19 protein-coding genes and 3 tRNA genes are annotated in these 22,077 nt (G+C 38.2%); 17 read left to right on the plus strand and 5 right to left on the minus strand.

The window, feature by feature from the left end:
• Positions 1 to 14: 14 nt before the first annotated feature.
• From ACJJVM_RS03820 to xylA, 3 genes are all read left to right on the plus strand, one after another.
• Positions 15 to 638 (plus strand): porin family protein, encoded by a 624-nt coding sequence (locus tag ACJJVM_RS03820; RefSeq protein ID WP_405210863.1) that lies wholly within the window; start codon positions 15 to 17, stop codon positions 636 to 638.
• 150 nt (positions 639 to 788) lie between these two features.
• Entirely contained in the window at positions 789 to 2,273 is a 1,485-nt protein-coding gene (locus ACJJVM_RS03825; RefSeq protein WP_405210864.1) for a xylulokinase, read from the plus strand.
• Positions 2,274 to 2,276: 3 nt separating this feature from the next.
• The gene (gene xylA, locus ACJJVM_RS03830; protein WP_405210865.1) at positions 2,277 to 3,587 is read left to right on the plus strand and encodes a xylose isomerase; all 1,311 of its coding nucleotides are present in this window, start codon (positions 2,277 to 2,279) and stop codon (positions 3,585 to 3,587) included.
• A gap of 72 nt (positions 3,588 to 3,659) precedes the next feature.
• On the opposite strand, the gene ACJJVM_RS03835 is transcribed toward xylA, so the two are convergent.
• Complete coding sequence (locus tag ACJJVM_RS03835; RefSeq protein ID WP_298352174.1) at positions 3,660 to 4,727, minus strand: hypothetical protein; 1,068 nt, start codon at positions 4,725 to 4,727, stop codon at positions 3,660 to 3,662.
• 89 nt (positions 4,728 to 4,816) lie between these two features.
• Between ACJJVM_RS03835 and ACJJVM_RS03840 the strand changes: the two genes are divergently transcribed.
• Together ACJJVM_RS03840 and ACJJVM_RS03845 are read left to right on the plus strand one after the other, a co-directional pair.
• Entirely contained in the window at positions 4,817 to 5,212 is a 396-nt protein-coding gene (locus ACJJVM_RS03840) for an RNA-binding S4 domain-containing protein (RefSeq protein WP_298352171.1), read from the plus strand.
• Positions 5,213 to 5,253: 41 nt separating this feature from the next.
• Complete coding sequence (locus ACJJVM_RS03845; RefSeq protein WP_298352168.1) at positions 5,254 to 5,757, plus strand: phosphoribosyltransferase family protein; 504 nt, start codon at positions 5,254 to 5,256, stop codon at positions 5,755 to 5,757.
• Here the strand turns inward: ACJJVM_RS03845 and ACJJVM_RS03850 are convergent.
• Positions 5,749 to 6,270, minus strand: a complete 522-nt coding sequence (locus ACJJVM_RS03850; protein WP_405210866.1) for a shikimate kinase — start codon at positions 6,268 to 6,270, stop codon at positions 5,749 to 5,751. The genes ACJJVM_RS03845 and ACJJVM_RS03850 overlap by 9 nt on opposite strands.
• Positions 6,271 to 6,390: 120 nt before the next feature.
• Here ACJJVM_RS03850 and ACJJVM_RS03855 point away from each other — a divergent pair.
• From ACJJVM_RS03855 to ACJJVM_RS03895, 9 genes are all read left to right on the plus strand, one after another.
• Positions 6,391 to 6,463, plus strand: a tRNA-Lys gene (locus ACJJVM_RS03855).
• A 136-nt stretch (positions 6,464 to 6,599) separates the two neighbouring features.
• A tRNA-Lys gene (locus ACJJVM_RS03860) sits at positions 6,600 to 6,672 on the plus strand.
• Between the two features lie 144 nt (positions 6,673 to 6,816).
• Positions 6,817 to 6,899, plus strand: a tRNA-Leu gene (locus ACJJVM_RS03865).
• 222 nt (positions 6,900 to 7,121) lie between these two features.
• Positions 7,122 to 8,051: a MerR family transcriptional regulator gene (locus ACJJVM_RS03870; RefSeq protein WP_299148112.1), complete on the plus strand. Its 930-nt coding sequence runs from the start codon at positions 7,122 to 7,124 to the stop codon at positions 8,049 to 8,051.
• The gene (locus ACJJVM_RS03875; protein ID WP_405210867.1) at positions 8,044 to 9,504 is read left to right on the plus strand and encodes a phytoene desaturase family protein; all 1,461 of its coding nucleotides are present in this window, start codon (positions 8,044 to 8,046) and stop codon (positions 9,502 to 9,504) included. Before ACJJVM_RS03870 ends, ACJJVM_RS03875 begins: the two co-directional genes overlap by 8 nt.
• Positions 9,504 to 10,343, plus strand: coding sequence for a phytoene/squalene synthase family protein (locus ACJJVM_RS03880; RefSeq protein ID WP_035336076.1), 840 nt, complete (start codon positions 9,504 to 9,506; stop codon positions 10,341 to 10,343). The genes ACJJVM_RS03875 and ACJJVM_RS03880 overlap by 1 nt, the downstream gene beginning before the upstream one ends.
• Positions 10,344 to 10,360: 17 nt before the next feature.
• Complete coding sequence (locus ACJJVM_RS03885; protein ID WP_035336074.1) at positions 10,361 to 10,828, plus strand: sterol desaturase family protein; 468 nt, start codon at positions 10,361 to 10,363, stop codon at positions 10,826 to 10,828.
• Positions 10,829 to 10,918: 90 nt separating this feature from the next.
• Positions 10,919 to 11,911: an NAD-dependent epimerase/dehydratase family protein gene (locus tag ACJJVM_RS03890; protein ID WP_405210868.1), complete on the plus strand. Its 993-nt coding sequence runs from the start codon at positions 10,919 to 10,921 to the stop codon at positions 11,909 to 11,911.
• A complete protein-coding gene (locus ACJJVM_RS03895) occupies positions 11,902 to 12,918 on the plus strand; it encodes a glycosyltransferase family 2 protein (protein WP_405210869.1) in 1,017 nt (338 codons plus the stop codon). Before ACJJVM_RS03890 ends, ACJJVM_RS03895 begins: the two co-directional genes overlap by 10 nt.
• Position 12,919: 1 nt before the next feature.
• On the opposite strand, the gene ACJJVM_RS03900 is transcribed toward ACJJVM_RS03895, so the two are convergent.
• Positions 12,920 to 14,245, minus strand: coding sequence for a M24 family metallopeptidase (locus ACJJVM_RS03900; RefSeq protein ID WP_405210870.1), 1,326 nt, complete (start codon positions 14,243 to 14,245; stop codon positions 12,920 to 12,922).
• An 87-nt stretch (positions 14,246 to 14,332) separates the two neighbouring features.
• Positions 14,333 to 15,481, minus strand: a complete 1,149-nt coding sequence (locus tag ACJJVM_RS03905; protein WP_405210871.1) for a BamA/TamA family outer membrane protein — start codon at positions 15,479 to 15,481, stop codon at positions 14,333 to 14,335.
• A 149-nt stretch (positions 15,482 to 15,630) separates the two neighbouring features.
• Between ACJJVM_RS03905 and ACJJVM_RS03910 the strand changes: the two genes are divergently transcribed.
• Both ACJJVM_RS03910 and ACJJVM_RS03915 read left to right on the plus strand, forming a co-directional pair.
• Complete coding sequence (locus tag ACJJVM_RS03910) at positions 15,631 to 16,089, plus strand: tRNA (cytidine(34)-2'-O)-methyltransferase (RefSeq protein WP_405212171.1); 459 nt, start codon at positions 15,631 to 15,633, stop codon at positions 16,087 to 16,089.
• 83 nt (positions 16,090 to 16,172) lie between these two features.
• Positions 16,173 to 17,663 carry a hypothetical protein gene (locus ACJJVM_RS03915; RefSeq protein WP_405210872.1) on the plus strand — a complete coding sequence of 497 codons (1,491 nt, stop codon included), beginning with the start codon at positions 16,173 to 16,175 and terminating at the stop codon, positions 17,661 to 17,663.
• 8 nt (positions 17,664 to 17,671) lie between these two features.
• Here ACJJVM_RS03915 and bshC read toward each other — a convergent pair whose 3' ends face one another.
• Complete coding sequence (gene bshC, locus ACJJVM_RS03920) at positions 17,672 to 19,267, minus strand: bacillithiol biosynthesis cysteine-adding enzyme BshC (RefSeq protein ID WP_405210873.1); 1,596 nt, start codon at positions 19,265 to 19,267, stop codon at positions 17,672 to 17,674.
• 121 nt (positions 19,268 to 19,388) lie between these two features.
• Between bshC and ACJJVM_RS03925 the strand changes: the two genes are divergently transcribed.
• The gene (locus ACJJVM_RS03925; RefSeq protein WP_405210874.1) at positions 19,389 to 21,878 is read left to right on the plus strand and encodes a M14 family metallopeptidase; all 2,490 of its coding nucleotides are present in this window, start codon (positions 19,389 to 19,391) and stop codon (positions 21,876 to 21,878) included.
• Positions 21,879 to 22,077: the final 199 nt, after the last annotated feature.

The raw sequence follows: 22,077 nt of genomic DNA on the forward strand, positions 1-22,077 counted from the left end.
ATAAAATTTCAATTATGAAAAAAATCATTGTCGCCGTATTACTTTTATCAGGTATTACAGCATTGAGCCAGAGTACTGGCTTTGGTATTAAAGGAGGATTTAATTATGGGTCTGTAGGTGACTTAGAGTCAGAGTTTACAAACAGTACTTTTAGTAAAGAAAACAAAACCGGTTTTCACGCTGGTGTTTTTTACAAGGCAAAGTTTGCTGGGCTCATTATACAACCAGAGCTGTTATATACAAAGCTCAATACAGAATACACAAACGACGGAGTATCTTCAGACGTATATGATTATGAACTTTCAAAAATAGACATTCCGCTTCTCGTAGGATTTGACATAATAGGCCCACTTAATATCAAGGCGGGACCGTCATTTCAATACATCCTTGAAAATGGATTTAAAGAGGTAAATATAGATTTTGAAGATCCAGAAAATTCATTTACTGTAGGATATCAACTAGGTGTAGGTGTAACACTAGGCCAGCTAGGTATAGATGTAAGATATGAAGGTGCCTTTACAGATAATACGATTATCACTGAGTCACAAGTTGAAGATAACAGTGTAGGTTTTCAAGTAGATGCAAGACCATCACAGTGGATTTTAAGTCTCTCATACGCTTTTGATAAAAAGAATTAAAACACGTTTCAAAAACTGTTATAAAACACCTCATCTGGGGTGTTTTTTTATGTTCTTTTTCGAAAACGTTATAGTTAATACTAATTTACAACCCTATGAGCAATGACAAATTATCGTTACATTACTATCGCATAATCAAACATAGATACATTGTACTCAATAGGATACGACTTAGGAAGCTCCTCTATAAAAGTAGCACTTATAGATAGGGCTACAGGAAAAAGTATAAAGACAGTCCAAGAGCCGGCTCAAGAGATGGAAATACTTGCGCTCCATAGTGACTGGGCAGAACAAAGTCCAGAGACTTGGTGGAAACACATTTGCAAAGCCACACGAGATATCATAAAAGATACTGGGGTGGATAAAAATCTTATCACCGCTATAGGTATCTCTTACCAAATGCACGGTCTTGTTCTTATAGATAAAAAAGGCAAAACCCTACGCAATGCAATTATATGGTGTGATAGTAGAGCTGTTGACCTAGGAAAAGAAGCATATGAAAAGTTAGGACACGACTGGTGCGCAACTCACCTACTTAATTCTCCAGGCAACTTTACCGCCTCAAAATTAAACTGGGTAAAAAACAATGAGCCTGAAATCTATAAACAAGCTTATAAATTACTCTTACCAGGAGATTACATTGCGTATAAGCTCACAGGGCAATATGCTACGACTATAAACGGACTTACCGAAGGGACTTTGTGGGATTATTCTTCAAATAGCGTTGCTACAGGGCTTCTAGATCATTATAATCTCGACCACTCATTGATTCCAGTAATCACTCAAAATTTTACAAATCAAGGAAATATAACAAAAGATGCAGCTATAGAGACTGGCCTCACTACAAGTGCCACAGTTAGATATAGATCCGGAGATCAACCTAACAATGCATTATCTCTCAACATCTTAAAACCAGGTGAGGTTGCGGCTACTGCTGGTACCTCTGGAGTAATCTATGCAGTGACAGACCAAAAGCACTTTAAAGAAATAAGTAAAGTAAATCAATTTGCACACGTAAACTACACAAGAGAAAATGCCACAGTAGGAAGATTATTAAATATAAATGGATGTGGTATACAATACAGATGGCTTAAAAATACATTTAACGAAGTTTCATATAATGATATGAATACTCAGGCCGCCACAGCACCTATAGGCTCAGATGGCCTTGTGGTATTACCCTTTGGCAATGGAGCAGAACGTATGCTAGACAATAAAAATATAGGTACTCAATTTTTAGATATTAACCTTAACATACACGGCAAAAGTCATATGTATCGTGCAGCACTTGAGGGAATTGCCTTTTCTTTTGTTTACGGTATGGAAATTCTTAAAAATGACCAGACTCAAGTAACAGTAATAAGAGCAGGTAATGACAACCTTTTTAGGTCAGAAATATTTGCAACAACTGTCGCTACACTTATAGGTCAAGAAATTGAAATATATGACACAACAGGGGCTGTAGGGGCAGCGAGAGCTACCTTAATAATCGATAATAATTTTACACCATTTAGTAAGGCAATAAAGGGTAATGATCACATTAAAACCATAAAACCCATTAAAGATAATAAAGCATACAAAAAGGCCTATTTAAACTGGAAAAAGAAACTCTTAGATACAATTAACACATTATAGCATATGGCAACTTATTTTAAAGGAATAGATAGTATTAATTATGAAGGCAAAACTTCTGACAACCCTCTGGCTTTCAAATATTACAACCCAGATCAGGTAGTCGCTGGAAAGACAATGCGTGAGCACTTTAAGTTTGCTATTGCCTACTGGCACTCTTTCTGTGGGCAAGGTTCAGATCCGTTTGGCCCAGGCACTCAGAGTTTTAAGTGGGATGAACCTTCTGATGTAATGGAGGCAGCTTATGCAAAGGCAGACGCGGCGTTTGAATTTATTGAAAAAATGGGGTTTGACTACTATTGTTTTCACGATTATGACTTAGTACAAGAGGGCTCAAATTTTTCTGAGTCTGAAAGACGATTATCTCAAATTGTAGATTATATAAAAGACAAACAAGCCGCTACCGGCATAAAACTCCTGTGGGGCACAGCAAACTGCTTTTCAAACCCGAGGTATATGAACGGTGCTGCTAGTAATCCAGACTTTAAGGTACTAGCAAGAGCAGGAGGTCAAGTAAAGCTAGCTCTAGATGCTACTATAGCATTAAATGGTGAGAATTATGTCTTCTGGGGTGGTCGCGAGGGATATATGTCACTCCTCAACACAGATATGGGTAGAGAGCTAGATCATCTGGGACAATTTTTTTCAATGGCACGGGATTATGCAAGGTCACAAGGTTTTAAAGGCAACTTCTTTATTGAGCCTAAACCTATGGAGCCTATGAAACATCAATACGATTTTGATGCTGCCACAGCCATAGGATTTTTAAAGGAATATGGCCTAGAGAAAGATTTTAAAATGAATATAGAGGTAAACCACGCAACCCTGGCACAGCACACTTTTCAACACGAACTTGCTGTTTCTGCAAAGGCTGGTATGCTAGGCAGTATAGACGCAAATCGTGGTGATTATCAAAACGGTTGGGACACAGACCAGTTTCCAAACAACATACAAGAAACCACAGAAGCTATGCTAGTTTTCTTACAGGCAGGCGGTTTACAAGGCGGTGGTGTAAACTTTGATGCAAAAATCAGAAGAAACTCTACAGATATGGAAGACATTTTCTATGCGCATATAGGTGGCGCAGACACTTTTGCAAGAGCACTTCTTACGGCAGATAAAATTTTGACATCATCTCCATACAAAAAGATGGTACAAGAGAGGTACGCATCTTTTGACACAAAGCAGGGAGCCAACTTTGAACAAGGCAAATTAAACCTACAAGACCTCTATACCATTGCCACAGAGCAAGGAGAAATAACTCCCACTAGTGGCAAGCAAGAACTATTTGAAAATATTGTAAATCAATTTATATAGTAACTAAAAAACCCACATTGTGATGTACAATGTGGGTTTTATTACGCTTTCGCGAAAGCGGTATACCGTCTACTAGCTATCTGAGTCTAGATAATCTGGTGTACCGTCTCCATCTGTATCTGTGTAAGTGATTTCACCCGTAAGAGTATTTACAATAATTTCATCTATTGTAGGTCTTCCATCGCCATCATCATCTGTGTCTAAGTGATCATTTATACCATCTCCGTCTGTATCAAGTAGACTTACAAAATTTCCGTCTTCATCTGTAACAGTTTCTAGTTTGGTAAGGATACCATCATTATCATCATTAGGATCTCTAAAGGCTGGTACAGCATCTCCATCTGGATTATCTGCTTCGTCAAAAAGGAAACCGTTATTATCTATATCTTCATTGATAGTGATAATACCATCACCATCGTGATCTGTAATTACCACATCAAAAACAGAAAAAGTAAACACTATAGATCCGTATAAGCTAATATCTGCTGGAGGCTGGTTAAAATAAGCAAGACCTGAAGGTACAAATACAGCACCTACTCCATAATCTTGGTTAAAAGAAGTAGTACCATCTGGCTCTACTGTAAAGCCTGAAGCTCCTCCAAAACCTACATTATTATCTTCTGAAACTGTACTTAATAAATTTACAGAAGTTCCTAACCCGTTTGCAAAACCGTCTATGGTAGTAGGAAGGTTAAGCCAGATAGGGTTAACAGTAGCGTCAAAAGTTTCTCCGTAAAGATTGAAACCCTCATATGCTAGTAAGGTGGAATCTGTAAAAGTTGCTACAGGCTCTACTCCACTACCCTCTCTTACTTGTAAGATATATAGTGAGTTATCTGTATCAAATCTATTATACTGCTTTTTCTTAAGCTCTGGTCTGTTTATTAATGGTGTTTTATCACTATTATCACCAGCTATAGTGTCAAAAACTATTTTATAATCAAAATCTGCAGGTGGATTTTCAAACTCTTCATAATTATAGAAGTGTGTAGAAAGATACTCTACTAGCAACTCATCATCTTCTACAGACTGCTCTCCACGGTCTCTTACAGGAACCTCTATAAGGTCGTCATCATTGTTAGGACAAGCTACACAAACTAGTAAAACCAGTATTAAACCAAGGTAATTTCTTAATTTCATCAATATTATTTTAAGGAGCGCAAGATACAATTTTGATGTATTTTTGCGCATTACTTTACAGTTATTAACGCTGTTTTAAGCCTTTTTATATGCGAGTAGACAAATATTTATGGTGTGTGCGTTACTTTAAGACGCGATCTATAGCCACGGCTGCCTGTAAAAAAGGGCAGGTAAAAATGAATGGAGCTTCTGTAAAACCATCGCGAGATGTGTACCCTACAGATACTATCTCTGTACGTAAAAATCAAGTTACCTATATTCTTGAAGTTTTAGATTTACCAGAGAGTAGATTAGGCGCAAAACTTGTGGGGATGTATGTGCAAGATAAAACACCGAAGGAAAATCTCGAAAAACTCGAGTTACTCAAATACTCAAAAGATTATTACCGCAAGAAAGGTTCTGGAAGACCTACTAAAAAAGATCGTAGAGATATAGACGAGATTTACAATAATGACTCCTTTTTTACTAGCGAAGAAGAGGAATAAGCAGTTTATTAAATATCTTTATACACCAAGCAATTTCGGCTATGAAAGTTAAGTTAGAAAAAATTTTAGATCACACAGCAATACAACATAAAATAAAACGCATTGCGTTTCAGATTTATGAGAGTAATGCAAATGAAGAAGAGATCATTCTTGCTGGTATTGCAAATAATGGTTACAAATTTGCAGAACGCCTTGCAGATGTGCTTTCTGAGATTTCTCCTATAAAGACTACACTTTGTAAAGTGACTATGGATAAGAAAAATCCATTAGGTACTGTAGAAACCAGTATGTCACCAGAAGAATACAAGGATAAATCTGTGATACTTATAGATGACGTACTTAATTCTGGAACAACGCTCGTTTATGGTGTAAAACACTTCCTTAACGTACCACTTAAAAGGTTTAAAACTGCCGTACTTGTAAATAGAAATCATAAAAAGTATCCCGTTAAGGCAGACTTTAAAGGGATTTCATTAAGTACTTCTCTCAATGAGTCTGTAAAAGTAACTTTTAGAAAAGGTAATGATACTGCTGTATTAGAGTAAGGAGTTCTTTATACTATCTACAACTTCTTGAGGATTTTGATCTTCTATTTTTAGAACTATATCAGACTGGTTATAATAAAAGCCTCTTTCAAAAAGGTGCTTTCTAACATAATCTTCTAGATTTTCATAAGATTGCATACTAGCGATAAGAGGGCGCTCTTCTTTTGCAGACCATAAACGTTGAGCAAGTGTTTTAAAGTGCCAATTGAGATATACAGTTTGCGCATCACTATCCTTTAACACCTGGAGATTTGTGCCATAACAAGGGGTACCTCCTCCTAATGCAACAACGACTTGCTCAGATTCTTCCTCTAAAAGTTGTTTTAAATAAAGAGATTCTGCTTTTCTAAAGTAAATTTCACCTTTACTTTTAAAAATTTGAGATATACTCATCCCCTCTTTTTCAGAAATATAGGTATCAAAGTCTATAAATTTATAAGAAAGTACTTCTGCAAGTAGTGGTCCTATGGTAGATTTTCCTGATCCCATATAACCTACTAAATAGATTTTCATAAGCGAACTTGTTGAGAAACAAAAGTATATATTAATCTAAAAAAAAGATTGAAAATTTTATTTAAAACTCTTGGAAATAAGAATTAATTAAGTGTATATTTGCACCCGCATTAAGGCAATGACCTGGTAGCTCAGTTGGTAGAGCATCTCCCTTTTAAGGAGAGGGTCCTGGGTTCGAGCCCCAGCCAGGTCACTTTGTAAGTGTAAACCTCCTTCTAACGATGGAGGTTTTTTTATGACTAACCTCAAAAAAACGTTCTCAAAAATAATTGCACAATAAGTATTAAATCTCAAAAGAAGATTTTATATTTGCACCCCGTTAAAATGACGACCTGGTAGCTCAGTTGGTAGAGCATCTCCCTTTTAAGGAGAGGGTCCTGGGTTCGAGCCCCAGCCAGGTCACTTTATACGTGCAAACCTCTATCTAGCGATAGAGGTTTTTTTATATAACAGTTTTATCCTTCTTCAAAATATCTCTGGATTAACACACAAGTTTGATAAGAAGATTTTATATTTGCACCCGCATTGATAAAATGCCGCTTTTCTACCCGGGTGCTGAAATTGGTAGACAGGCACGGTTGAGGGCCGTGTGCACTAGTTGCGTGTGGGTTCAAGTCCCATCCCGGGTACAATACAAGAGTTAATCATATGATTAACTCTTTTTTTTTTGAAAAAAGAATTTTCGCCGTCCCTTTTCTTAAAACACGCGACTAGTGAGTTATTAAATCACAAGACTTAGGTGCTATAAAATCTAGATTATAGAGCTATATTTAATATTTTGTTTAAAACTTAACACTATTTGATTAAACAAAATAAGTAAATTCGCTACTTTTACAGTAAATAAGGGTTTTATGAAAAATGCCGTAAAGACTAAATTTAGTATTAAAGACTTAGAAAGCTTAAGTGGTATTAAAGCACATACCATACGTATCTGGGAGAAAAGATACGGTCTTCTAGAGCCACAGCGCACCTCTACAAACATTAGAACGTATGCTTTAAGTGATTTACAAAAATTACTTAATGTCGTATTTCTAACAGAGAACAAATACAAGATTTCTAAAATAGCAAAACACTCTACAAAGGAGATTGCTGCGCTAGTAGCAAAACTTGTAACAGAAACGAGTGCCTCAAATGAAAATCACGCTATCAATTCTTTTAAGATTGCGATGATGAATTTTGATCAAAACTTATTTCACAAGACATATAACGCTCTTAATGAAGATAAGCCATTTGTCACCATTTTTTATGAGACGTTTATACCTTTACTACAAGAGATAGGGTTATTATGGCAAACGGATACCATAAACCCATCTCACGAGCATTTTATCTTTAACCTTATTAAGCAAAAGATTCTTATAAATATTGAGAAGACACAAATTAATGTGCCGCCTCTCAAGGATAAAACATTTGCACTTTTCTTACCAGAAAACGAGATACACGAGTTAGGTCTACTCTTTTTAAATTATGAACTTGTTGCAAATGGCTACAAGGTGATTTATTTAGGGCAGAGCATAATGTTATCAAACTTAAAGTACCTCTCTTCAAATCATCCTAACCTCTCATTTGCAACTTACTTTACTGTACAGCCGCTGGCAGAAGATATACCTGCATATTTTGATGAGTTTAATGAGCTTTTTGGTAACCAGAAACTAGATTTATATGTTTTAGGAGCTATGACTAGTAAAATAGACGAGCTTAGCCTTCCTAAAAATGTTCATATAATGATGAGTATAAGAGAATTTGTAAATGTTATAAAAAACAAGTCTGCTACGTATGCCTAAAAAGATTGTGATTATAGGATCTGGATTTTCATCCTTATCTGCTGCGTGTTATCTTGCTCAAGCTGGTAACGAGGTGCACCTTTATGAAAAAAATCAAACCCTAGGTGGTCGTGCCAGACAACTTAAAGAAGAGGGCTTTACATTTGATATGGGCCCTAGCTGGTACTGGATGCCAGATATCTTTGAAAAGTTTTTTGGAGATTTTAATAAAAAGGTTTCAGACTTTTACCAGTTAGAAAAGCTGGACCCTGCTTATTACGTTTGGTTTAAAGATGAAGTTGTAACCATAGGTGATACGCTAGATAAAATAGCTACAGAGTTTGAGCGTATAGAGCCAGGAAGCTCTCCTCAACTCAAAAAATTTATAAAAAATGCTGGAGTCAACTATGACATTGCTATTAATGATGTAGTAAACAAGCCAGGCCTTTCACCTTTTGAACTTGTAACTCCAGAAACAGCGGTACGCGTAAATCAGTTTTTTAAGACTATAAGTGATGACGTACGCAAGGCTTTTAAAAATGAAAAGCTGGTTTCTATTTTAGAATTTCCAGTATTATTTCTCGGAGCTAAACCTAACAACACACCTGCATTCTATCGTTTTATGAACTATGCAGATTTTGGCTTAGGGACTTGGCACCCTAAAGGAGGTATGCACGAGGTCATCAAAGGAATGATTAAGCTGGCACACTCACTAGGCGTAAAAACTCATACAAGCGCTGGTGCCAGTAAAATTCTGGTAGATCAAGGAAAAGTACAAGGAATTATAGTTAATGGGGAAACCATTACTGCAGATTATGTCGTAAGTGGAGCAGACTATCATCACAGTGAGACTTTGCTAGACCCATCATATAGACAATACACAGAGAAGTACTGGGACAGCCGTGTATTTGCACCGTCATCACTACTCTTTTATGTAGGTTTTGATAAAAAGTTTGATAACGTAGCTCATCACAACTTGTTCTTTGATACAGATTTTGACCAGCACGCAAGAACAATTTATGATGATCTTGCTTGGCCAGAAGAGCCTTTATTTTATGCAAATTTCCCATCGGTATCAGATGAGACAATGGCGCCAGAAGGTAAAGAAAATGGGTTTTTCTTAATCCCTATAGCTCCTGGAGTAGAAGATACGCAGGCACTACGTGATCAATATTTTGATATTATAATGGAAAGACTAGAGCGATTATCTGGTCAAAATTTTAGAAATCATATTATCTTTAAGAAGTCTTTTTGTGTAGATGACTTTGTAAGTGAGTATAACAGTTATAAAGGAAATGCCTACGGAATGGCAAATACTTTAAAACAAACAGCTTTTCTTAGACCTAATTTAAGAAGTAAGAAAGTTAAAAATTTGTATTTTACTGGACAGTTAACGGTTCCAGGACCTGGCGTACCTCCAGCCCTCATATCTGGTAAGCTTGTATCACAATTAATAAGCAAATCAATTAAATAATGAAATCTCTATTTGACACCGTATCGAGAAGCTGTGCAAAGGTTGTAACTCAATCATATAGCACCTCATTTGCAAGCGCGACTAAAATGCTTGCACCCTGTATACGTCAGGACATTTATAACATTTATGGTTTTGTAAGATTTGCAGATGAGATTGTAGATTCTTTTCACGACTATGACAAGCCTACGCTATTCAAACGTTTTGAAGAAGATCTTGAGCACGCGCTTACAGATAAAATAAGCCTCAACCCTATTCTCAACGCCTTTCAAGAGACCGTGCATAAATATGATATAGACCCTGCACACATTGCATCGTTTATGAAAAGTATGCGCCTTGATCTCACAAAACTAGATTATCTCACAGATGCAGAGTATAAGGAATACATTTACGGAAGCGCAGATGTAGTAGGCCTTATGTGTCTTACCGTTTTTGTAAAAGGAGATAAGGAAAAATACGAAAGCCTTAAAGACAGTGCGATGAGCTTAGGCTCTGCCTTTCAAAAAGTAAACTTTTTACGCGACCTCAAGGCAGATTTTGAAGGACTAAGTCGCACCTACTTCCCTAATACAAATCTTGTAAATCTTGATGAAGCCTCTAAGCAACGTATTATCGAAGAGATAGAAGAAGACTTTGCAAAAGGACTAGCCGGTATAAATAGACTACCTATAGAAGCAAAGTTTGGTGTGTACACCGCTTTCCGTTATTATAGAAAATTACTCACAAAACTCAAACGCGTTCCCTCTGCCGAAATTAGGAACACAAGAGTGCGCGTACCAGACTACGTAAAGGCAAGTCTACTTGCACGTAGCTATGTAAAATATCGTTTAAACCTTATATAAAAGAATCCCCTATACAAATGCAAACATTACTTTGGATCTTCGTTTTTGTTATGACTTTTGTCATTATGGAATTTCTAGCCTGGGCAACACATAAATATGTAATGCACGGCTTTTTATGGTCTTTACACCAGGACCACCACCATAAAAAACACAACTCTTGGTGGGAAAAAAATGACCTCTTCTTTATCTTTTATGCACTAGTTTCAATAGGCTGTTTCCTATTGTGGCAGTACGAAGGCGTATGGATAGGTTTACCTATAGGCTTAGGTATTTTTGCCTATGGTCTTGCCTACTTTGGTGTACACGACATCTTTATCCACCAGAGATTTAAGTTGTTTCGCAATGCAAATGGATGGTACGGTAAAGCATTAAGAAGAGCACATAAAATGCACCACAAACACCTAGGTAAAGAAGATGGAGAATCTTTCGGGATGCTCTTTCCTCCAGTAAAATATTTTAAGCAAGCGAGAGCAAGCAAAAGATAATATATAAAGACCACTGTAAAAGGTGGTTTTTTTACGCTTTCGCGAAAGCGTAACAACGCACCTCTCAATTCCTTTTCCTAAGTTTGCAGTATGCAAATAACCTCATTAGTTACCGGTGGCGCTGGCTTTATAGGAAGCCACGTTGCTCGTCATTTACTAGCTTTACATCACCAAGTAATCATACTTGACGACCTCTCTGGCGGCTTTACAAGCAATGTACCTCAAGGTGCGATTTTTATAGAAGGTAGCATTACAGACACCAGACTTATAGATGAGATATTTGCACAACATCACATAGATTACATCTACCACCTAGCTGCATATGCCGCCGAAGGGTTGAGCCATTTTATACGTAAGTTCAACTATGAGAATAACCTCATAGGGAGTATCAACCTCATTAATGCTGCGGTTAATCATAACATAAAGAAGTTCATCTTTACGAGCTCTATTGCTGTGTATGGAACTCAAGAATTACCACTTAAAGAATCGCAAAAACCACAACCTGAAGACCCTTATGGTATTGCAAAATATGCAGTGGAGATGGATCTAGAAAATGCACATAAAATGTTTGGGCTAGACTATATTATCTTTCGCCCGCACAATGTGTATGGGCCTGGACAGAACATTGGAGATAAGTATCGCAATGTAGTGGGTATATTTATGAATCAGATTTTAAAAAGCGAACCGCTTACCATCTTTGGCGACGGAAATCAAACCCGTGCTTTTACCTACATAGATGATGTGGCGCCTTATATTGCGTCTAGTTACGCTTTCGCGAAAGCGGACAACCAAATCTTCAACATAGGCGCAGACACTGAAAACACGGTAAATGATCTAGCTAAAGAAGTAGGAGTTGCTATGAAAAAAGAAGTGACTATCAACCACCTCGAGCAGCGCGAGGAAGTAGTACACGCCTATGCAGACCATTCAAAATTTACAGAAATCTTTAGCCCAAAACCAGCCACAACACTTGCACAAGGATTACAAGAAACCGCAAAATGGGTGACCGAACACGGCGCGAGAGAAAGTAGTACTTTTGACCCTATAGAAATCACAAAAAACCTTCCAAAATCGTGGCAGTAAATCAACCCCTCGTATCTATCATAATGGCCGTAAAAGACACGGCTCCATATCTGCACGATTGCATAAACTCGATAATAAACCAGACGTATCAAAACTGGGAACTTATTGCTGTAAATGATCACAGTACAGATGAGACTCCAGAGATTCTTGCGGCATTTGCAAAGCAAGATGCACGCGTTCGTGTTTTTGAAAGTGACGGTTATAAATTAATACCTACGTTACAATGTGGATATAGAGAAGTACGAGGAACCCTGCTCAACAGGATGGACTCTGATGATAAAATGCCAGATTATAAAATTCAGCTTCTCGTAAATGAGTGGCATAAGTATGGAAAAGGGCACGTGATTGCTGGAGGTACAGAGCACTTTGTAGATGAGGGCGAGGTAGGTGATGGTTTTTTACGCTATGAGCGCTGGCTTAATGAAGTGGCAAGAACAAGCACTCATTACCAGCAGATTTATAAAGAGTGCGTTATCCCGTCACATTGCTGGATGATTCATAAAGATGATTTTGATGCCGTAGGTGCTTTTGATCCTGTTATCTATCCAGAAGATTATGATTTGTGTTTCCGTATGTACAAACACGGGCTCAAAGTTATAGGGATAGATGCCATACTTCACCACTGGCGTGATCGCTCTAACCGTATCTCACGTACTTGGGATGAGTATAAAGACAATCGCTATTTTGATATGAAAATGCGTTTCTTCTACGAGATAGACCGTGATAACACACGACCACTCGTACTCTGGGGTGCCGGTCGCAATGGTAAGGATATGGCTAAGATTTTACAATCGTATAATGACACCTTTCACTGGGTTTCTAATAATGAGAAACAGATAGGTAAAGATATTTATGATGTACGTATGCAATCTTTTACAGATGTCCCATCTATAGAAAATGCGCAGATTATGATTGTAGTTTCTTCTCCAGATGGTAAGAAGGAAATACAAGCACTACTCGATGCCTGGGGCAAAGAAGCGGTTAAAGATTACTGGTTTTTTGCTTAGTTTATTTATTTGAGATAATAACAAGTTCTTCTTGTGGAGCGATAAGATACTCCGCTCCATTTTCTGTTACTACGGCCATCTCTTCTACAGACATTGTTTTTACACCACCGCCTGCTAGTTTCCAAGAGTGAAAACCGTCAAAGGCAAACGTCATCCCTTCCTTGATCACTTTTTCTGAGGCTGGTCTTACGTGAGATGCTTGAGAACCTCCTAGATTAGGCCCTACATCGTGAGCGACATAGCCTACAGGGTGGCCTGTGCTCCACATCACATAATCAGACCCTGCTTTTTCCATAAGTACGCGCTGGGCACTATCTACATCTACTCCTTTTACCCCAGGTTGCATCGCAGCGAGTGCTGCCCTATTTCCAGCTTTAGAACTTTCCCAGTAGTGCATAATCTCATCTGGAGCCTCGCTCTCGTCTTCTTTTAAAACATATGCAAATCGCTGTATATCTGTCACCCACCTATCATATACTTTGATGCCAAAATCTATTTGTATCACATCACCAGGCATAATTACTTTATCTGTAGCGTGCGAGTGCCCACGGTCTGGCCCAGAATTTACATTAGGGTTTTGAGCAGGAGCCCATCCATCTGTCACTCCATACTCGGTCATTCTTTGTTTTAAATATTTTGCAATATCCGCATCTGTAGATGTGCCAGGTACTACTTGCTCGTAGGCTTCAATCTGCCACTGGGCAGTGAGCTTTGCTGCTTTCTTTAAGATGGCAACCTCTTCTGGTAGCTTTATAGATAACCACTCATACACCACCTCTTCAGAGGACACTAGTTTTGAGGTTTCGTCACCTAAGGCAGTAGCGATTTCTTCATACTGTGTATGCGTAAGTCGGTCTGCCATCACATTTTTTGAAGATGTGTTTATAGCAATACTTTTAAAATCTTTTGTTTTGATAAAATCTGAGGCTTGCTCAATAGCAGAGGTTCCTCGCTCTACACTCACGACCTCCTCGTGTATATCTAGATCATCTAGCGCAGTTGCTTCTCCAGAAGGTGAGAATACCTTGGAGTGAAACCCAGTTGCGTCGTTGTAAAATAAAAATACGGCGGTACCACCAGCATTTTCTCCTCCTATGTGATCTGCAATGGGGTCATTATTATTTTCTCTACAAATAGTCATCCAGCAATCTACCTCTGCAGTTTTCAGTGCTTGCGGTAATAGCTGGCTGATACGCTTCTTTCTAATGTCTGGCCAAGGATTTTCTCCCCAGTACGTTTCTGGGTTTACGGCAACTTCTGGTTCTTGTTGTTGAGCACAACTACAAACTAAAAAAATGGAAAGAAAAAAGAGTACAGGTTTAAGCATCGTATCAGGATTATTTTCAGAGTAATATAGAAATTTTGTTCCTATCTCTAAAAATAAAATGATGCAAATTACACTAGCTCCTAGCTATTAAAATGCCTCTGCAATCCCTAAGTAAAACTCACTAGAGCCTCTACCAAAACCTACATCAAAACGAAGATTAAGACGCTCTTCCTTATCTATCATAAAACGAAGACCACCTCCATAGGTAGGTTTTAAATTCTTAAACTGAAAATCGCTCACATCATTATAGATATCACCTCCACCGGCAAATAGTACAGCGCCAAAACGAGAGTTCTTAAACGTCTTTCTATACTCTACCTGACTTGCCAGTAAATCTCTACCTACATAACGGCCTTCTCTATAACCACGCATAATCTCACTACCTCCAAGAAACGAAAACTCAGAAAACGGTAAGTCACCACGAGTAAATCTTCCCACCATCTGGAATGCGAGAATATCATCTTTATCTGCAAATGGCTTTGTGTAATGTCTTAAATCAAAACGTGTCAAATCAAAATTGTGTGTACCTCCTAGCGCCTCAAAATATTGACCTCTCGTGGTCTCGAGATACCATCCATTTTGAGCATTAAGCACATTATTTCTGTTATCATACAGCGCTGCAACCTCAACACCTAGTGATGTAGACCCATCATAACCCGTAGGTCTGGTTTGATCTATAAGTCCGCCCTCTTCTATATCAACAGAGTAAATGTGATTAAATCGCACACCGGCACCTACAAAAAGGTAACGTGTGAAAGCCTGCTTTAAAAAGATAGGCTCCACTAGCAACTGGTAATAATTATACTCCTCCTCTGCACTTTCTGGTGAGTTTGTGCCAAAACCATAAAACAGTCTTGGGTAATTTTGAAAAAGGATATTACCCTCTATCACCCACTTCTCTTGGTTTGTAAAAATCTCAAATCCAGAATAAACAAAAAACTGACTATTGAGTGTGTACTGCAGCGTGATAGGCATATTAGACACACGCGTCTCCTCCCCACTACCGTTAAATTTAAATAAGTATTTTGCACCCGTCCCAAAGGCAAAATTTGTCTCCGGACTGTAACTCATTACTGGTGCTGCTATAAACTTAGATGCATATAAAGTACTGTCTTTTGCAACCGCCTTGTGGTTAGGATGAAACGTAAAAAACTCTTTAATTTTTTCAAAATCCTGTGCCTGTGCCGTCTGTGTATTACCTACCGTAAAAAGTACGATGACAATAAGATATATCAATTTTTGGGGGAAGTAGTTTACTCTCAAAATGCTATTTTTGGGTAAAGATACTGTAGACGGGGGTTATAGCCCGTGACAAGCTTTAGTTTTTGTGATAACATTAGTATCTCACGCACCATTTATACACCATACATCCCATCAAGCAAGACATTATGCTCAATATTGTACTCATCAATCCAGAAATTCCAAACAACACAGGTAACATAGGTAGGCTTGCCCTCGGTTCTGGCTGCAAGTTGCACCTTGTAAAACCCTTCGGTTTTGAGATAGACGACACCCGCCTTAAGCGCGCAGGTCTTGACTACTGGAAGCATCTAGACGTACAGTATTATAATAATACAGAAGACTTTTTTAATAAGAACGCTTTCGCGAAAATGGCCTTTCTCTCAAGTCACGGCACAAAGTCACATTATGACATTCCTTTTGAAGAGGACCTATTTCTCGTCTTTGGAAAAGAATCTAAAGGACTCCCAAAAGAAATCACCGAAAAACACCCCGACCAACTTTATAAAATCCCATTATTTAGCGAACACATCAGAAGCCTAAATCTCGCAAATGCCGTGGGAATTGTAGCTTATGAGGGGATAAGACAGTTGGAACAAGTGTGAATAACTCACAATATCTTTTGATTTAAAAGAAACCTGAAAGAATTAGACTACAGTATATTAGCTGAGAATATTAATCAATCCAGATGACTAATAAATTAAACGAACACTTGGGGGTTAAGAAAAATCCATTTTCAAAATTTTCTGCTGAAGAAGAATTAGAATTTCATAACGAAATTTTCTATGAACCTACCTTTTACAATACGTTACTTGACGATTTACAGTCCGGTACAAGTCGTTTTATATTGGGCCAAAGAGGACACGGAAAATCGTCAATAATCCATAAATTAAAAAGGGACCTTGAAAAAGAACAAGTACTCACAGTTATTATTGACAGGTTCGACAACATTGGATTAAATAATAATAAAATCGAGCTTTTAAATCTGATTTTAAGAGAATTAGTTACGAAATACGTGATATTCCTAGATCAAAACAAGACCTATTTAAATAAGTTTAACAAAGAAGATAAAGAATTATTAAGTCTATTTATAAGATTATTCTTTCGTACAATCACAAAAACTGACTACGAGAATAAATATGAAATTGCAAAAAAAGTCAAATCTAAAAACCTTATTATCAGGGCTATAAATTTGATGATAAAACCAGCCAACTCAGTTATAGATAGTGCAATTATGATTTCATCTAGCTTAATAAGTGAATCATTAAATCTAAATCAGGAAATATCATCTAGTTCTCAAAAAGAATATCTCTCATCACTAGAAACAATTAATACTAATGCTTCCAAATCTGAATTAACTTTAATTTCGGACAAACGTCAACTTAAAGAACTTTTAAATAAATTCAATAATCTTGTTAAGAAAACTTACTACAAATCGTCAGTAATTCTTTTTGATAAAGTTGATGAATTTCAAGATCTAGAACAGGATATAAATAAAATTGCGCATTTCACGCAAGATATATTAACTGATACAGAGTTACTTTTACAAAATGACATTGCCATAGCCTTTAGCTTGTGGAGTGAGGTAAAACCTATCCTTTCAAAAAAAGTGAGGTTTGACAAGTTTAAGGAAATTGACATCAGTTGGAAATCAAAAGATATGAAGCCCTTAATGGACAAAAGAGTAATGTACTTTACGGGTAACACGAAGTATTTTGAAAATTTATTTGAAAATCCTAGTGATATGGATCAAGTCGTAGTAATATCAAACAAATCACCAAGGGACTTAATATCTTGTATGTCTGATATTTATGATTATCAGTCAACAAATCAAGAATCAGAATATTTTGAAAGCTCAAATGTTTCTAAAGGTCTAATAAAATTTGCTAAGAGATACGACTACTTATCACTCTATCCCTCAAGAACAGGAAAAAATAAGGATGTAACTAGCGTTATAAATAAAATTTTAAGAATACGAAAAATTGAATTTAATGTTTACGACGTTAATCAAACATTTAATCAAAAAACTAGAGCTACGATGAACCAAATCGAACAGATGTTAAATTATAAATTAATAGAAACAGATGACAGACTTGGAAATAAAGGTGAAAAGATTTATAAAGTCTTAGACCCCAAAATAAAACATTTAATATCTAGAAACGAAACACAAATTAATTAACAAATAACTTACAAAGTAACCACCGTAAACTCCCCGCCTAGCGGCTCTAGCGCATTTACTAACTCAGGGATAAGTTGCTCGCCAAATTCTAGATAAAACTGTGAGAAGTTGGTATTTCTTTCTTGCAGGCTTTGCATTGGGAATACTTCGTTTTGTAAATCTACTAGGCGCTGTACGTGATCACTTAGTTTACGCTTTTGTGCGCGCAGCAATCTACTCTCTAAGTTTTCTAAACCTTTAAGTTGTTTTACCTCTTGTGCTTTTACAGCTCCTATAAAACTAGCATCTGTCTCTTCGGCTAGTAAGTGCATTGCTTTAAACTGCTCTTTTAAAAAGCTGCGTTGTGCAGAAAAGTCTATCTCTATATTTGAGATGGCACGCACCTTTCGGTTGATGAGTTCGTTTTGTTTTAGAAATAAATTTGGCAATGATACGCCTAGATTTTCGGCTTTTGTACGTTGCTTTTCGGTACGTATTAATGCCGAGTTACGAAGTAATAATGCTGGAAATGGAACTCCCACTTCTTTAAAATATGTTTTCAGTTGGAACCAGTACGCCAGCTCTCCGCCTCCACCTATGTAACAAAGATTCGGCAAAATCACTTCTTGAAAAAGTGGTCTCAGCAAAGCGTTAGGCGAGAACCGTTCTGGATGGTTAGCAAGCTCGTCGAGTATCTCATTTTCGCGAAAGCGGATATCTGTATCATTTACCACATACATATCATCCACCTTAATAATGCGCTCACGGATGCCTTTTGTGATGTAGAACAAGTTAATCTCACGAGGGTGCACTTGCTCTTGGTAGCCTAGCGCAGTGAGTTGCTCGGTTTGCTGTGTCACCTTTGCGTGCGACACGCCCTCTAGCAATTCTCGTTGTACATAAGGAGCAAATAATTCTTTAAGTCCCGCGTCGTTACCATCTACAATGACAAGGCCGTACTCACCAAAAAGCTCGTTACCTAGATAGCGCGTTGCATCTGCCAGGTTATCGTGATTGAGGTAGGCATCACTAAAAAGTTTTGAGAGGTACTCCGCATTTCTTGAAGTCCCTAGCTGTGTTTTAAACAATGCTAGTACCTCAGCCAGTCCATCGGTTGAGAGTTCACCTACGGCGCCTCCGTCCTCACGATTCCACTGCACTTTTTTACCTTGAAAATTGAAGTAATTAATCTCGTCAAAATCGTGATCTTCTGTCGCCATCCAGTAAATAGGCACATAATTGCGATCTGGATCTTTCTCTTTAAGCTCCTTGCAGAGATTAATGACTGAGATAATTTTATATAAAAAATAGAGCGGCCCCGTAAATAAATTGAGCTGGTGCCCTGTCGTGATGGTAAATGTATTTTCGCTTGCAAGATGCTCTAAGTTGAGCTGTGTCTCGGCAGAGGTGTTTGTACTTTTATATTGCGCGATGAGGGAATCATATAAACGCTTTCGCGAAAGCGGACTGAAAAATCGCCCCTTCTCTTCTGCCTGTTTAATAAGATTATCTGCGGTAGGAAATCTGTGATAAAAGGGCTTAAATGCTTCTTCTTGATCTAGATAGTTCGTAATAAGATTAGAAAAATACCCAGTTTCACGGTACGGCAGACAGTCAGTTGGCATAAATTATGGTTTAGATAGTAAAGATAATTCTGATAAATTGCGAGTTTTCCCAAAAAAACGTTAAAACGCTGATTTGCGGCGAGCTCTTTTTATAGCTTTAGCTTTTGCTAAAACCAACCAAATGCTCAGAATCTACAGCTTTTTTGTCGCCTTATTTCTCACAACATTACTTACCGCTCAAGTACAATCTCCATCAGAATTTCTGGGTTATGAGATAGGAACGCAGTTCTCACGACACTCAGACGTGGTGCGCTACTTTGAACACGTAGCCGAAAATAGTGACCTAGTCACCTATCAAGAATATGGTAAAACCAACGAGCGTAGACCCCTTACATATGCCGTTATTACCACAAGCGCAAACCATAGCAATCTAGAAAATATACGCAAGGCAAACCTGGAGCAAACGGGTATTGCCACCGGCAACTCTGGTACGGCAGACAAGGCAATAGTCTGGCTTTCTTATAACGTGCACGGTAATGAAGCTTCATCTACAGAGGCTTCTATGGTGACACTATATGAGTTAATTACTTCAAAAAAAGAATGGTTAAAAGATGCCGTTATAATTATGGATCCTTGTGTAAATCCAGACGGGCGTGATCGCTATGCAAACTGGTTTAACCAAGTAGCATCTACACCTTACGACCCAGCACAAGTAGCTGCAGAGCACGATGAGCCGTGGCCAGGAGGAAGACCTAATCACTACCTTTTTGACCTTAACCGCGACTGGGCGTGGGCATCACAAGTAGAATCACAACAACGATTAAAAGTATATAATAAGTGGATGCCACACGTGCACGTAGACTTTCACGAGCAGGGAATAAACAATCCTTATTATTTTGCTCCTGCAGCAGAGCCATATCACGAGATTATCACAGACTGGCAGATGGATTTCCAAACGCAAATAGGAGCAAATCACGCGCGTTATTTTGATAAGGAAGGTTGGCTGTTTTTTACAAGAGAGAGTTTTGACTTACTCTACCCTTCTTACGGTGACACCTACCCTACCTTTATGGGAGCAATAGGGATGACCTATGAGCAGGCTGGTCACGGTCGTGCCGGTTTAGGTATTGACACAGATCGAGGTTATGAACTCACGCTAGTAGATCGTGTAGCACATCACAAAACCACGGGGCTCTCTACCGTAGAGATTTCTGTAAAAAATGCTGCAAAACTCAACTCAGAGTTTAAAGCATACTTTAATAACAACAATCTCAAATATAAAAGCTACGTGCTTTCTGGTAATGTAGATAACCTCAAAGCGCTAGCCGACTTAATGGACAAGCACGAGATAAACTATGGCTTTGCCTCAAACGGGAAGGCAACAGGTTTTAACTACACCTCAAACGGTCAAGGTAGTATGAGCTATGACACAGCAATGGTGATAAGTACCGACCAGCCAAAGGGCAAGATGGTAAAGGCACTTTTTGAGCCAGATGCAAAACTAAGCACACCGCTCACTTATGATATCACCGCGTGGAATTTACCACACGCTTACGGTCTTAATGCCGTGGCAAGTACTTCACTGGTAAAAGCAAATGCCGCGAGCCCTTTTAAAACAAACATAACCACAGCAAGCACAAATGTAGCGGGCTACATCGGGAAGTGGAATAGTCTTGATGATGCACAGTTTCTAGCGGCACTTCTTAAGGAAGGCATTAGAGTACGTTTTAGCGAGCAACCCTTTGTAAATAATGGAGTTTCTTACGAGCGCGGTTCTTTAATCATCACAAAAAGTGATAATCTGGGACGTGAAGATTTTAATGAGGTGTTGAGTACGCTTTCGCGAAAGCATAACAGAACCCTTACTGCTACGACAACCTCATTTGCAAGTTCTGGACCAGATTTTGGGTCGTCACAAGTAAAGCTTATCAATCCGCCAAAGATTGCATTACTTAAAGGAGACGCAACCTCATCATTGAGTTATGGAGCTACGTGGTACTTTTTTGAACAGACATTACAATACCCAGTGACTTCTATAAATGCAGATAAGCTAGGGCGTGTAAATCTTGATGAATTTGATGTACTCGTGATGCCTAGCGGCTGGTACGGAAGCGTACTTAACGAAAGTAACCTTGATAAAGTAAAAGATTTTGTGCGTGGTGGCGGTAAAGTAATTGCACTAGCAAATGCTGTAGGAAGCCTCGCTGGCAAATCTGGATTTTCAATAAAAAGAAATACCAGCAACAGCGATACCGAAAAAAGCGACAAGAAAGAAAACCTAACTCCGTATGCAGATCGTGAGAATGCAAGTACCACAAACTTTATCACAGGTTCTATCTTTAAGACTAAAGTAGATACGACGCACCCTATGGCCTTTGGCTATCCAGACACGTACTACAGTTTAAAGCTAGGAAGCAATTCCTACTCATACCTGGACCGCGGTTATAACATTGCGTGGATTCCTGAAGAGGTAGAGAATGTAGCAGGATTTGCAGGAGAAACGGCAAAAGGAAAACTAAGCAACTCTCTTATTTTTGGAGAAGAACGTATGGGACGCGGGAGCGTTATCTATATGGTAGACGACCCACTTTTTAGAGCGTTCTGGCATAATGGAAAGCTATTCTTTACCAATGCTATTTTCTTGACCAATAATGGGAAGTTTAGGTTGTAGTTTCAATACTTACTAAAACAAAAAAATGCCCTGTATTTCAGGGCATTTTTTTTTGTTCCAATGCCTTTCCCCAGCCCTGAAGGGTGGGAATTGGAGTTAGAAATTTTTAGTTTGTTTACTCACTCTTGCGGACATCTCCCTGACTCCCTCTTGGAAGAGGGACACTGTTGTGGGTGGGTTACGTTATTGGTGCAATCAG

It is taken from the genome of Dokdonia sp. Asnod2-E02, from assembly GCF_045063915.1.
Taxonomy (GTDB): Bacteria; Bacteroidota; Bacteroidia; order Flavobacteriales; family Flavobacteriaceae; genus Dokdonia.